Origin of the sequence: Pseudosulfitobacter pseudonitzschiae, from assembly GCF_002222635.1 — a bacterium.
GTDB classification, from domain to species: Bacteria; Pseudomonadota; Alphaproteobacteria; order Rhodobacterales; family Rhodobacteraceae; genus Pseudosulfitobacter; species Pseudosulfitobacter pseudonitzschiae_A.
In genome coordinates, this window is record NZ_CP022415.1 from 2,552,668 (window position 1) to 2,564,933 (window position 12,266).

Below are 12,266 nucleotides of genomic sequence, written 5' to 3' on the forward strand. Positions count from 1 at the left end.
GTGACACAAGATTTAAGGTGATCTCATGGCCATTGCCGGAACGATCCTTGGGCGACTGCTCAAGGCGGCGCTGACGCTTCTTGCCATTGCTGTGCTGAACTTTTTCCTGATCCACGCCGCACCGGGAGATCCGGCAGCCGTGCTGGCGGGTGAAGCGGGCGCAGCAGACGAACAAATGATCGCCGACCTGCGCGCGCAGTTCGGTCTTGATAAGCCTCTTTACGTCCAGCTTTTTACCTATGTGGGCAATATCCTGACCCTCGACCTTGGCTATTCCTTCCGTCAGGGCGCACCGGTGCTGGATCTAATCCTTGAACGGCTGCCTGCCACACTGATCCTGACGCTGACCGCGTTCTGGATTTCGCTGCTTGCAGGTGTGGCGCTGGGAGTTGCCGCATCCGCACGTGTGGGCAAATTCACCGACAGCCTGATAACGGGTACGGCGCTGCTGTTCTATGCCACTCCGCTCTATTGGGCTGCGTTGATGGCAGTGCTGGTGTTTTCGGTGCAACTGGGCTGGTTGCCCGGATTTGGCTATGAAACCGTTGGCAGCGGCTATGGCGGATTTGACCGCGCTATCGACATTCTCAAACACCTGATCCTGCCCGCGCTGACCTTAGGCCTGTTCTTTATGGCGGTTTACATGCGGATGACCCGTGCCTCGATGCTGGAAGTGGCGCAGCAGGATTTTGTCAAAACCGCACGCGCCAAGGGTTTGGCCCCTGCCACCATCCGACGCCGCCATATCCTGCGCAATGCGCTGCTGCCTGTGGTCACGCTGGCGGGGCTTCAGGCCGGTCAACTGGTCGGCGGTGCCGTGCTGACCGAGACCGTCTTTGCATGGCCCGGCATCGGCCGCCTGATGTTCGAGAGCCTTGCCGCACGCGACTACAACACCATCCTCGGTGTGTTTCTTGTCTCTGCGGCGATGGTCATCATTTTCAACATCATCACCGATATCGTCTACCGGCTGATTGACCCCCGCATCGGGCACAAGGCATAAGGAGTACCCCATGAGTCTCTGGTCCCGCTTCGCAACCAACCGCGCCGCAGTTTTCGGCCTTGTCGTTTTGATTGCTGTTATCCTTCTCGCGCTGTTCGCGCCGGTGATGTTTCCCAACGGGCCCTGGCAAATGGTGCAGCGACCGTTCCTTGTGCCCCTGACCACCGACGGGCTGCCACTGGGCACCGACACGCTGGGCCGCAATGTTCTGGCGGGGCTGATCTATGGTGCGCGGGTGTCGCTTCTGGTGGGGCTGGTGTCGACGGTGATGGCGCTGCTGATCGGGGTGCCGTTGGGCGCGCTGGCGGGGTTCTATGGCGGTTGGGTCGATGAATGCGCCATGCGCTTTACCGAGTTTTTCCAGACCATCCCCAACTTTGCCCTCGCCATCGTGCTGGTGGCGATCCTCGAACCCTCACTGACCTCGATCACCATTTCCATCGCGATCGTGTCATGGCCGCCCGTCGCGCGTCTGGTGCGGGCCGAAGTCATGTCTGTCACGCGGCGCGAATACGTCGATGCCGCCCGCCTTGCCGGTCTGTCCAATATGCACATCCTGACCCGTCAGGTGCTGCCCAATACCGTCTCGCCCATCATCGTGATGGCATCGCTGATGGTTGCAACCGCGATCCTGCTGGAAAGCTCGCTGTCCTTTCTGGGGCTGGGTGATCCGAACATCATGTCGTGGGGCTATCAGATTGGTGCGGCACGCACGGTAATCCGGTCGGCATGGTGGCTGTCGTTCTTTCCGGGTGTTGCCATCGTGCTGACCGTGCTTGCGCTGAACCTGATCGGTGAAGGGCTGAACGATGCGCTGAACCCGCATCTGATCCGGAAAGGCAAATCATGAGCGTTCTGTCCATCAATGGCCTGTCCATTTCATTGCCAACGGGCGCCGACCGCGAATTGGCCGTAAAAGACTGCACCTATGACATCGCCAAGGGCGAAATCCTGTGCGTCGTGGGCGAATCCGGGTCTGGCAAGTCGATGACCGCCAATGCGCTGATGGGCTTGCTGCCCGAAGGGCTGGCGGTTGCAAAGGGCACCGCCATCTTCGGCAGCACCGACATTCTTCAGATCTCCGAGGCCGAGCAGCGCGCCTTGCGTGGTGACCGCATCGCGATGATCTTTCAGGAACCGATGACCGCGCTGAACCCGCTGATGCGGATCGGTGACCAGATTGCCGAGGTGTTCGAGGCACACAAACGGCACAGCCCCTCCGAACGCAAATCGCGCGCGCTGGATCTGGTCCGCGAGGTCGGTCTGCCCGATCCCGAAAAGATCATCCGTGCCTTTCCCTTTCAGTTGTCCGGTGGCCAGCGCCAACGCGCCATGATCGCAATGTCTCTGGCGCTTGAACCGGAACTGCTGATCGCGGATGAACCGACAACCGCACTTGATGTCACCACACAGGCGCAAATCCTCAAGTTGATCCTTGATCTGCGCGAGCGGCGCGGGATGGCGGTGATGTTCATTACCCACGACTTTGGCGTCGTGGCCGAAATTGCCGACAGGGTGATCGTCATGCGCCACGGCGAGATCGTCGAACGCGGCACAGCCACCGAGGTTCTCGAAGCACCGCAGCACGACTACACAAAGCGCCTGCTAGAAGCGATCCCCACGGGACAGGTACCCCAATCTGTTGCCGTCGACAGCCAGCCGGCGCTTGAAATCCACCACCTCGAGAAAACCTATCTGACGGGTGGCGGCCTGTTCCGCCCGCGCCGCGATGTGCGTGCGATTGCCGATGTATCGCTGACCATTGCCAAGGGCGAGGTGCTTGGCCTTGTCGGGGAATCCGGATCGGGAAAATCGACGCTTGGCCGCGCAATCGTGCGGCTGGTTACGCCCGACGCGGGCGAGATTCTGGTGGGCGGCACCGATATGGCGGCCCTCTCCGAAAGCGAGTTGCGGGCGGCACGTCACAAGGTGCAGATGGTGTTTCAAGACCCTTACGCCTCACTTAACCCGCGCCAACGCATCCTGCGGGCGCTGACCGACGGCCCGATTGCCAAAGGCGTGCCCAGGGACAAGGCCCGCGCCCGTGCCCGCGAATTGATGGACACCGTGGGCCTTGGTGCCGAAGCTGTAGACCGCTTTCCGCACGAGTTTTCCGGCGGACAGCGTCAGCGTATCGGCATCGCCCGCGCACTGGCGATGGACCCCGAACTGATTATCGCCGACGAAGCTGTCTCGGCGCTTGATGTATCTATTCAGGCGCAAGTCCTTGATCTGTTGCGCGACTTGCGCCGCAAATTTGAACTGTCGATACTGTTCATCACCCATGACTTGCGTGTGGCGGCCCAGCTTTGTGACCGGATCGCCGTGATGCAAAAGGGACAACTGGTCGAGATCGGCCCGGTCTCCGAGGTTTTCCTGAACCCGCAGCACGCATACACCCAGAAACTGCTCGCCGCCGTGCCGGGCGGAGGCTGGGGCAAGGCCGCCGAATGACCCGCTGGACCGGCGTTGCGACCTGTTCCGTGATCGACCTGATGCATTATTTCGCAGAACCCTTCGCGCAAGGTGCCCCCGAGATCACGCTGCTGCCACCTGAACGTGTAGACGATCCACGGGCGGTGGACTTTGTGCTGACGTTCAATCCCGCGGATGATACGTTCACGCCCTATCCCAACCTTCGCGCGGTCTTTTCTGCCGGTGCGGGGACGGACGCGATCATGGGCTGTCCGTCTTTGCCTGATGTGCCGGTCCACCGCGTCGAAGACCCCGATCAGGCGCTGCAAATGGCAGGGTTCGCCGCGTTCCATGTGGTCTGGCATCATCGCCGGATGGGCGACTTTCTTGCCGCCCAGAACCGCCACGACTGGGCGCGGCGAGTGGGCGATCAAAGCCCGACGCTGCGGCGCATCGGTGTTATGGGCTATGGTTTGATGGGGCGGGCCATTGCAAACGGTCTGGCGGCCCTTGGCTATCGGGTAACCACCCTGTCGCGCAAGCGGCCCGATCCGGCGACCAGAGGCATCAGCCACATGACCACGGACCAGATCGACGCATTTCTGGGGCAGACAGATATCCTGATCAATGTGCTGCCGCTGACACCTCAGACGACGGGCCTGTTGGCTGCCCCGCTGTTTGCCGCCCTGCCCCAAGGGGCCGCGCTGATCCAGCTGGGGCGTGGCGCGCATCTGGTCGAGAACGACCTGATCGCGGCACTCGACAGTGGCCATCTGTCAGGTGCGTCGCTTGATGTGTTCGACACAGAACCGCTGTCGGCATCCAGCCCGCTGTGGGATCATCCGGGCATCTTCGTCACACCGCATGTCGCCAGCACTCCGCAGCACCGCGCAGTGGTCGAGAATGTGCGACGCGGTCTGGGCAAGCTGGATACGCCCGTCGGGCTTCAGCCCGCTTCGGCCAGCCGCGCCACATAGCGCGCCAATGTGTCGATCTCGAGATTGACCGCATCGCCCACAGCCACATCGCCCCAAGTGGTCATGTCCTTGGTGTGCGGGATAAAGTTGATGCCGAACACGTCACCCTGCACCTCGTTCACCGTCAGCGATGTGCCGTTCAGCGCCACCGACCCTTTGGGGGCAATAAACCGCGACAGCGCCTCGGGCGCGCGCAGTTGCACACGGGTGCTGTCGCCCTCGTCAACGACCGAGATCACCTCGGCCACGCCATCCACATGGCCCGACACGATGTGCCCGCCCAATTCGTCGCCCACACGCAACGCGCGTTCCAGATTAACGCGCTTGCCTTGGGTCCATGCACCAAGATTGGTCTTGGACAGAGTCTCGGCACTGATGTCCACATCATACCAGTTGTCGCCCAGCGCCACGACAGTCAGGCACACGCCGTCCGACGCGATAGAGGCGCCCATGTCGATGCCGTCCGTATCATAGGCCGTTTGGATCCGCGCCCGCAGGTCGCCTGCGTGCTCTAACGCGACGACTTTGCCGATATCGGTGATGATCCCTGTAAACATGCCAAGTGCCCCCTGAAACTCATCCCACCAGCTAAACGTGCCTGCGCCTGCACGCAAGACCCACGGCCATTGCGCAAATGCCCGACCCCAGTCATATTTCAGCCGGATTTGGGTGGTCACTGGATTATAACCCTTACCGCTTATCAGAGGACAAATGACGCACACCACCGCCGATCAACGCGTATTCCTGTTTCTACAGGGCCCCCACGGACCATTTTTCAACCGTCTTGGAAAAATGCTGCGCCGTGCGGATGCAACGGTGTGCCGTGTCGGATTTAATGCGGGCGACCGTGCGTTCTGGTTTCATCCGTCCAGCTATATCCCCTATCGCGGCACCGCCGGGGATTGGCCGCAGACCTTTGCTGATCTGTGCGCCGCCCGCAACATCACTGACATTGTGCTGTATGGTGACACCCGCCCTATTCACGCCAGCGCCGTGGCCGAGGCAAAGCGGCGCGGCATCACGGTGCATGTCTTCGAAGAAGGCTATATGCGCCCCTATTGGGTTACGTACGAGCGGGGCGGCACCAACGGAAACTCGCGGCTGATGGGAATGAGCATTGCGCAGATGCAAAAGGCGCTGGCCATGTCCGACATGGAGGCCCCCCTGCCGCCCGCCCACTGGGGGGACATGCGCCAGCATGTGTTTTACGGCGCGCTTTATCATTGGTTCGTGATGTTCCGGAACGGCGACTATCGCAATTTCCGCGCCCACCGCAGCATCAGCGTGACCAAGGAATTCCAGCTTTACCTGCGGCGTCTGCTGCTGATGCCCGTCCATGCCATTGACCGGCGGATCAGCACGCTGCGGGTGCGGCACGGCGGCTTTCCCTATCATCTGGCGCTGCTCCAACTGGAACACGACTCCAGTTTCCAGCAACATTCGCCCTTTGACACAATGACCGATTTTCTAAGGGTCGTGATCGAAGGCTTTGCCAAGGGAGCACCGACGCACCACCATCTTGTGTTCAAGGATCACCCGCTGGAAGATGGACGCGTGCCGGTGCGCCGCGCCGTGCGCAAGCTGGCGCGTGAATACGATGTCGCAGAGCGTGTGCATTATGTGCGCGGCGGCAAGTTGGCGGGGCTGATGAACGAAGCGCGCAGCGCCGTCACCGTCAATTCCACCGCAGGCCAACAGGTGCTGTGGCGGGGCATCCCGCTAAAGGTTTTTGGCCGCGCGGTCTATAACCAGCCCGAATTTGTCTCGGACCAACCACTGGCCGACTTCTTCAAGGGGGCCACCCGTCCCGACAACAAGGCCTATAAGGACTACCGCCGCTACTTGCTGGAAACCTCGCAGCTGCCCGGCGGTTACTATTCCTCGCGCGGGCGGCGACAATTGCTGCGCCATGTGGTCGATATGATGCTTTCGCCCGAAGATCCCTATGACGCACTTGAATCCGGCACCGCGGCTCCCAGGCAACAGTTGCGGTTGGTCAACTGAACAACACCACCCCTAGCGGTAGATTTTCTCTACGGATTCCGCTAACTTGGTTCCAAATACCCCGAAGCAATCGGGGATTTCGAGGCAGAACAAGAATAGGTCGAGGAGACCGCGCAGTGATATTCCCTGATTTCAAGTGGGCGCGCCCTGTTGCGCTGCTGATGGTATTGGCTGTTGTCAGCTCTTGTGGCTTGCCTCAGGTTGGCCCCAACAAACGACAGATTTTCGCAGGATCGGTGCAGCGGCAGGGCGATTCCTTTATCGTTTCGGTCAACGACCGCGTCACGCGCGCCACCTCTGTGGTACCTGCGCTGGGCTTTTCGCAATCGTTCAAAGCCGCCTCGCAACTGGGCTCGGACACGATCCAGCCGGGCGATGTGCTGGGCCTGACGATCTGGGAAAATGTCGATGACGGCCTGCTGGCTGGCGAGATGCAGAACGCCACCCAGCTGGAAGAGGTGCAGGTTGACGGTGCCGGATTTATCTTTGTGCCCTATGCTGGCCGCATCCGCGCCGCAGGCAACAGCCCCGAAGCCATCCGGCGCATCATCACAGCCAAGCTAGAAGAGCAGACACCAGACCCACAGGTGCAAGTGCGCCGCGTCGCTGGTGACGGCTCGACCGTGTCACTGATCGGGTCGATTGGCGGTCAGGGTGTTTACGCCATCGAACGACCCACGCGCACGCTGGGGGCCATGCTGGCCCGCGCAGGCGGCGTGACCATCGAACCCGAAATTGCCCAAGTAACCGTGACCCGTGGCGGCCAACGTGGCAAGATCTGGTTGCAAGACCTCTATGACCATCCCGAACTGGACATCGCCCTGCGCGGCGGCGACCGGATTCTGGTCGAGGAAGACACCCGCGCCTTTACCGCGCTGGGTGCGACGGGCGGTCAGGCCCGCGTGCCCTTTGAAAGCCAGAACATGAGCGCGCTGGAAGCCATTGCGCAAGTCGGCGGCCTGAATCCTGCGACAGCCGATCCCACCGGCATTTTTGTGATGCGCAACGAAGAGCCCGAGATTGCCAATTCGGTTCTGGGCCGCAGCGACCTGCAAGGGGCGCAGCGGATGGTCTATGTTCTGGATCTGACACAGCCCAACGGCATGTTCGAAGCGCGCGATTTCCTGATCCGCGACGGCGATACGCTCTATGTCACCGAAGCACCATATACACAGTTCACCAAGATACTCTCGGCGCTGACCGGCCCTGCGGGCTCGGTCAACTCGCTGTCCAGTCTTGCCGGAAACTAATGCCTGATGCCTGCGTCGCAGGGCATGCACTCCGCCGGACCTGACAGGGTGCGGCGGCTGTGCGTTTACAACGGCGGCTTTCTGACCAAGCGGCGGTTGCGCCGCATTCTGAAACTGGCGGGATATCACATTGCCTTGGGCGTGCCGCGAAAGGGTGATCTGGTTGGCGTCTGGGGAAACAGTCCGACCGCCCGCCGCGGCGAGGCTGTGGCCGCCAAATACAACGCCCCCGTCGTGCGGATCGAGGACGCATGGCTGCGCTCGCTGTATCCGGGGCGGGCAGGTGACCCGCCGCTGGGCCTGCTGATCGACCATTCGGGCGTGCATTTCGACCCCGCGCAGCCGTCCGATCTGGAAAAGATCCTACGCGATGATCCCTTGGACAACACCGCCCTGCTGAACCGCGCCCGCGGCTGCATTGCACGGATGCAAGAGGCGCATCTGACCAAATACACCGCCTTCGATGCCACGCGCCCGGCCCTGCCACCGGGATATGTGGTGGTAATAGACCAGACCTTTGGCGATGCGTCGGTCCGTGCCAGCGGCGCCGACCGCAACCGGTTTCTGGAAATGCTGTTCGTCGCCCAAGAGGAACATCCGGGTGCGCCAATCCTTATCAAGACACACCCCGAAACCGCCCAAGGATTCCGCCAAGGTTATTTTACACAGGCTGACTGCAACGACCGCATCACGCTGCTGGAGGACGCCATCAGCCCGTGGACGCTGTTCGAGGGGGCTGTCGGCGTGTATACTGTATCCTCGCAACTGGGATTCGAGGCGATCTTTGCCGGCCACAAACCGCGCGTGTTCGGCCAGCCGTTTTATGCTGGATGGGGCCTGACTGAAGATGAATTTCCCGTTCAGCGCCGCCAACGCAATCTGACCCGCGCGCAGTTGTTTGCCGGTGCGATGCTGCTCTATCCCACATGGTACGACCCTTACCGCGATTGCCTGTGTAGCCTTGAAACCGCGATCGAGGCATTGGCCGCGCAGACCCGTGCATGGCGGGCCGATCATCAGGGGTGGGTCGCCAGCGGCATGCGGTTGTGGAAGCGCAAGCCGTTGCAACAGGTCTTTGGCCGTCACAAGCGCATGGTCTTTGTTGATGATCCCGCCCGCGCCCGCGATATGCAGCGGCCCTGGATGGTTTGGGCAGGCAAGGCCGACGTCGGGCACGATGACGCCGTGCGCGTCGAGGACGGGTTCTTGCGGTCGCGCGGGTTGGGGGCCGAACTGGTGCCGCCGCTGTCGCTGGTGACGGACGATCTGGGCATCTACTACGATCCCGCGCGCCCCAGCCGTCTTGAGCAACTGATCGCCGCGCGGGCCAGCCTGCGCCCTGACCAACGCGACCGTGCCGAAGCGTTGATACGCCATCTAACCGATGCGGCCCTGAGCAAATACAACCTTGGCGGTGCGCTGCCCGATCTGCCGGACGGTCCGCGCATTCTGGTTGTGGGGCAAGTCGAAGACGATGCGTCGATCCGTACAGGATCTGGCAAAATATGTACAAACCGCGCGCTGTTGCAAGCGGCGCGCGCGGCGCATCCCGATGCAACTCTGATCTACAAACCGCACCCTGATGTCGAAGCCGGCCTGCGCGCCGGTGCCCTGGATGCCAGCGACACGGCCGACGTGATCGCGCAAAACACCGACATCGCCGCACTGTTGGGGCACGTTGACCGTCTGTGGACGATGACATCACTGGCAGGGTTCGAGGCGTTGATCCGAGGCGTGGCTGTCACCACAACCGGCGCGCCGTTCTATGCGGGCTGGGGGCTGACCGATGATCGTGGCGACATTCCACCGCGTCGCCGCGCGCTGCCCGACCTTGCGGGGCTGGTACACGCCACGTTGATTGATTATCCGCGCTATTTCGATCCGAAAACCGGTCTGCCCTGCCCTGTCGAGGTGGTTACCGAACGGCTGACGACGGGCGACGTGCCACACCCCGGCGTGCTGAACCGGATGGTGGCGAAAGTGCAGGGAATTTTTGCCTCATACGCGCATCTTTGGCGCTAGCCTTCGGTGCGTTCCCAGACGTGCATCACGTCCGGTCCCACGGTGCGGGTTTCCACCAGATCAAAGCGCGGCGCTTCGGACAATGCCCCAAGACCCAGCGCACCAACACACGGCAGCCCTTCGGCCCCGATGGTCATGCCCGCAGTAAAGCCCACCAAACGGTCCACCAGATCATTTGCCAGCAGTGTCGCCGCCAGCGCGCCGCCGCCTTCGCAATAGACACGGTTCAGCCCGTGTGCGCCCAGTTGGGTCAGCACATCATAGGCGTCAAGTTGACTGCCCACGATCTGACAGGACAGCAAAACAGCGCCCAGTTCGGACCATGTGCGTTGCAGTCCCTTGTCGGCATCCCTGCCGTGGCACAGGATCACCGGAACATCTTGGGCCGTGCGTGCCAGATTGCCCAACAACGGCAAATCCAGCCTGCGCGAGACGACCACGCGCGCGGGTTGCTTGACCACCCCCATGCCACGCACCGTCAGCGACGGATCGTCGTGGCGCGCGGTGCCGCCCCCCACCATCACCGCGTCGTGGCGCAGCCGCATGGAATGGCCCATACGCCGCGCTTCCGGTCCTGTGATCCATTGGCTTTCACCGGTGCCGGTGGCAATGCGGCCATCAAAGCTGCTGGCCAGTTTCAGGGTAACTTCGGGGCGGCCCGTGACCACGCGGCGGAAAAATCCGGTCAAATCGGCAAAGGCCCTGTTGGCCATCAAGCCTTCTTCGACGTCAATTCCCGCATCGCGCAGCATCGCAAGCCCGCGTCCGTCCACCCGCCCGTCAACATCAGCCACAGCAACCACAACGCGGCCCACGCCTGCATCAACCAGCGCCTGAGCGCAGGGAGGCGTCTGGCCGTGGTGGGCGCAGGGCTCCAGCGTGACATAAACGGTTGCCCCGCGCGCCGCTGCACCGGCCTGCGCCAGCGCCACGACTTCCGCGTGCGGGCGACCGCCCGGTTGGGTCCAGCCGCGCCCGACAATGCGACCCTTGGCCACGATCACGCAGCCCACTGCCGGATTGGGTGCGGTGTTGCCCTGCCCCCGTCGCCCCAGCGACAGGGCCAGCGCCATGAACCGGCTGTCAGATGCCGCGCTCACTCATCCATTGGCTGGTCTGGACGCAGTTCTTGAACGAACTTGTCAAAATCATCAGCCGCCTGAAAGTTTTTGTAAACGCTGGCAAAACGCACATAGGCCACGGTGTCGATGCGGGCCAGTGCCTCCATCACGATCTCTCCGATGACTTTGGACGGAATGTCGGTTTCGCCCAACGATTCAAGCCGTCGCACAATGCCCGAGATCATCTGGTCGATGCGTTCCGGCTCTATCGGGCGTTTTTGCATCGAAATCCGGATCGAGCGTTCCAGCTTGTCCCGATCAAAATCTTCACGCTTGCCACTGGATTTGATGACAACAAGGTCACGCAGTTGCACCCGCTCGTAGGTGGTGAACCTGCCACCGCAGGCCGGACAAAAACGGCGGCGGCGGATCGAAACGTGATCCTCGGCCGGTCGGCTGTCTTTTACCTGGGTGTCGATATTTCCGCAAAATGGGCAGCGCATTGGCCTGTCCCCTTATACTGTCCCGCCTGTGTTGTGGGGTTTGACCCGCACTTATCCACAGTTATAGGACCTTGCCTAGGTTTTGGGTAGGGGGGAAATGCCACCGCTACATAAGCTGCATGTTTTTGCTGCTGCGCGTCTAATCCGCGCTGAAATGTGCGGCGACCTTGCGTTGGTGCGGTTTGTTGCGGTGTTCGAACAGGTAAATGCCCTGCCATGTACCCAACACCATACGCCCTGCGGTCACCGGAATCGACAAGGACACAGGCAGCATCGCCGCCTTGATATGAGCTGGCATATCGTCGGGGCCTTCGTAAGTGTGGGTCAAATAGGCCATCGACGCATCCGTGGTGGGCGGCACCAGCCGTTCGAAATAGGCGCGCAGATCGCTTTGCACTTCGGGGTCAGCGTTTTCCTGTATTACCAACGAGGCCGATGTGTGCTGCACCAGCAGGGTCAGCAATCCATCCCCCTGCCCCCGCAGCCAGCGCGCCACCGCGTCGGTGAATTCGGTCAGGCCAGGGCCGCGCGTGTCGATCTGGAACAGGGTCTGCATAAAGCCGAAGGTGGCGCAGCCCACCGCAGGCTGCAAGCGGTTAACGGCGTAGACGCATCAAAGCCCGCCGGGCGCCCGTTCACCCGCACAGAAAGTCACCGCGTGCGCCACCGACAGAGTCGAACCCGCGTTGCGCGTGGAAAAGCCCACAAAAACTGTCGGACGCGGCACCGTGCCTTGTGGTGTCAGCGCGAATGTCACCGCCTTGCGACCAGCAGCCGTCTGGCTGTCGCTGCGCGGTACAACCACGTAAAGCCGTGCGCTGCTGGGGCTGTTCAACTGATCCCGGGCATAGTCTCCGGCGGCGCACCAAAGCCCGCGCGCGCCTGCACCTTGGGCCTCGATCACTTCAAAGGCGCCATCGGCCAATGGTGCAACGGTCAGGTCATTTCGCGCCGAATAGCTTTGTGCCAGCGTTGGAGAGGCCAAAGCAAAGGCAAGGATCGTAAGAAGCGGGCGATACATAAAAACGTCC

General features: G+C 61.8%; 12 protein-coding genes. 7 read left to right on the top strand and 5 right to left on the bottom strand.

The window, feature by feature from the left end; genetic code table 11:
* Positions 1 to 25: 25 nt before the first annotated feature.
* Genes SULPSESMR1_RS12420 through SULPSESMR1_RS12435 form a run of 4 tightly spaced genes read left to right on the top strand, consistent with a single transcriptional unit; the run spans position 26 to position 4,395 of the window.
* Complete coding sequence (locus tag SULPSESMR1_RS12420; RefSeq protein ID WP_089421112.1) at positions 26 to 1,003, top strand: ABC transporter permease; 978 nt, start codon at positions 26 to 28, stop codon at positions 1,001 to 1,003.
* A 10-nt stretch (positions 1,004 to 1,013) separates the two neighbouring features.
* Complete coding sequence (locus SULPSESMR1_RS12425) at positions 1,014 to 1,853, top strand: ABC transporter permease (protein WP_089421113.1); 840 nt, start codon at positions 1,014 to 1,016, stop codon at positions 1,851 to 1,853.
* Positions 1,850 to 3,457, top strand: a complete 1,608-nt coding sequence (locus SULPSESMR1_RS12430) for an ABC transporter ATP-binding protein (RefSeq protein ID WP_089421114.1) — start codon at positions 1,850 to 1,852, stop codon at positions 3,455 to 3,457. The genes SULPSESMR1_RS12425 and SULPSESMR1_RS12430 overlap by 4 nt, the downstream gene beginning before the upstream one ends.
* A complete protein-coding gene (locus SULPSESMR1_RS12435) occupies positions 3,454 to 4,395 on the top strand; it encodes an NAD(P)-dependent oxidoreductase (protein ID WP_089421115.1) in 942 nt (313 codons plus the stop codon). Before SULPSESMR1_RS12430 ends, SULPSESMR1_RS12435 begins: the two co-directional genes overlap by 4 nt.
* Here the strand turns inward: SULPSESMR1_RS12435 and SULPSESMR1_RS12440 are convergent.
* Positions 4,365 to 4,952 (bottom strand): riboflavin synthase, encoded by a 588-nt coding sequence (locus SULPSESMR1_RS12440; protein WP_089422312.1) that lies wholly within the window; start codon positions 4,950 to 4,952, stop codon positions 4,365 to 4,367. The genes SULPSESMR1_RS12435 and SULPSESMR1_RS12440 overlap by 31 nt on opposite strands.
* Positions 4,953 to 5,106: 154 nt before the next feature.
* Between SULPSESMR1_RS12440 and SULPSESMR1_RS12445 the strand changes: the two genes are divergently transcribed.
* The 3 genes from SULPSESMR1_RS12445 (at position 5,107) to SULPSESMR1_RS12455 (ending at position 9,671) form a co-directional block, all read left to right on the top strand.
* On the top strand, positions 5,107 to 6,399 hold the full coding sequence (locus SULPSESMR1_RS12445; RefSeq protein ID WP_089421116.1) for a capsule biosynthesis protein: 1,293 nt from the start codon (positions 5,107 to 5,109) through the stop codon (positions 6,397 to 6,399).
* A 161-nt stretch (positions 6,400 to 6,560) separates the two neighbouring features.
* Positions 6,561 to 7,649, top strand: coding sequence for a polysaccharide biosynthesis/export family protein (locus SULPSESMR1_RS12450; RefSeq protein WP_198362886.1), 1,089 nt, complete (start codon positions 6,561 to 6,563; stop codon positions 7,647 to 7,649).
* A gap of 6 nt (positions 7,650 to 7,655) precedes the next feature.
* Positions 7,656 to 9,671, top strand: a complete 2,016-nt coding sequence (locus SULPSESMR1_RS12455) for a capsular polysaccharide biosynthesis protein (protein WP_089421117.1) — start codon at positions 7,656 to 7,658, stop codon at positions 9,669 to 9,671.
* Here the strand turns inward: SULPSESMR1_RS12455 and ribD are convergent.
* From ribD to SULPSESMR1_RS12475, 4 genes are all read right to left on the bottom strand, one after another.
* A complete protein-coding gene (gene ribD, locus SULPSESMR1_RS12460; RefSeq protein WP_089421118.1) occupies positions 9,668 to 10,744 on the bottom strand; it encodes a bifunctional diaminohydroxyphosphoribosylaminopyrimidine deaminase/5-amino-6-(5-phosphoribosylamino)uracil reductase RibD in 1,077 nt (358 codons plus the stop codon). The two genes, SULPSESMR1_RS12455 and ribD, sit on opposite strands and share 4 nt — an antisense overlap.
* 23 nt (positions 10,745 to 10,767) lie before the next feature.
* The gene (gene nrdR, locus SULPSESMR1_RS12465; RefSeq protein WP_089421119.1) at positions 10,768 to 11,235 is read right to left on the bottom strand and encodes a transcriptional regulator NrdR; all 468 of its coding nucleotides are present in this window, start codon (positions 11,233 to 11,235) and stop codon (positions 10,768 to 10,770) included.
* 139 nt (positions 11,236 to 11,374) lie between these two features.
* Positions 11,375 to 11,791, bottom strand: a complete 417-nt coding sequence (locus SULPSESMR1_RS12470) for a secondary thiamine-phosphate synthase enzyme YjbQ (RefSeq protein ID WP_089422314.1) — start codon at positions 11,789 to 11,791, stop codon at positions 11,375 to 11,377.
* 57 nt (positions 11,792 to 11,848) lie between these two features.
* Complete coding sequence (locus tag SULPSESMR1_RS12475; protein ID WP_089421120.1) at positions 11,849 to 12,256, bottom strand: hypothetical protein; 408 nt, start codon at positions 12,254 to 12,256, stop codon at positions 11,849 to 11,851.
* Positions 12,257 to 12,266 lie beyond the last annotated feature (10 nt).

Excerpts from the sequence above, each read along its gene's own strand:
- ribD (WP_089421118.1), bottom strand. The coding sequence starts at position 10,744 with ATGGCGCTGGCCCTGTCGCTGGGGCGACGGGGGCAGGGCAACACCGCA.
- SULPSESMR1_RS12430 (WP_089421114.1), top strand. The coding sequence starts at position 1,850 with ATGAGCGTTCTGTCCATCAATGGCCTGTCCATTTCATTGCCAACGGGC.
- SULPSESMR1_RS12440 (WP_089422312.1), bottom strand. The coding sequence starts at position 4,952 with ATGTTTACAGGGATCATCACCGATATCGGCAAAGTCGTCGCGTTAGAG.
- SULPSESMR1_RS12450 (WP_198362886.1), top strand. The coding sequence starts at position 6,561 with ATGGTATTGGCTGTTGTCAGCTCTTGTGGCTTGCCTCAGGTTGGCCCC.
- SULPSESMR1_RS12445 (WP_089421116.1), top strand. The coding sequence starts at position 5,107 with ATGACGCACACCACCGCCGATCAACGCGTATTCCTGTTTCTACAGGGC.
- SULPSESMR1_RS12420 (WP_089421112.1), top strand. The coding sequence starts at position 26 with ATGGCCATTGCCGGAACGATCCTTGGGCGACTGCTCAAGGCGGCGCTG.
- SULPSESMR1_RS12470 (WP_089422314.1), bottom strand. The coding sequence starts at position 11,791 with ATGCAGACCCTGTTCCAGATCGACACGCGCGGCCCTGGCCTGACCGAA.
- SULPSESMR1_RS12435 (WP_089421115.1), top strand. The coding sequence starts at position 3,454 with ATGACCCGCTGGACCGGCGTTGCGACCTGTTCCGTGATCGACCTGATG.
- SULPSESMR1_RS12425 (WP_089421113.1), top strand. The coding sequence starts at position 1,014 with ATGAGTCTCTGGTCCCGCTTCGCAACCAACCGCGCCGCAGTTTTCGGC.
- nrdR (WP_089421119.1), bottom strand. The coding sequence starts at position 11,235 with ATGCGCTGCCCATTTTGCGGAAATATCGACACCCAGGTAAAAGACAGC.
- SULPSESMR1_RS12455 (WP_089421117.1), top strand. The coding sequence starts at position 7,656 with ATGCCTGCGTCGCAGGGCATGCACTCCGCCGGACCTGACAGGGTGCGG.
- SULPSESMR1_RS12475 (WP_089421120.1), bottom strand. The coding sequence starts at position 12,256 with ATGTATCGCCCGCTTCTTACGATCCTTGCCTTTGCTTTGGCCTCTCCA.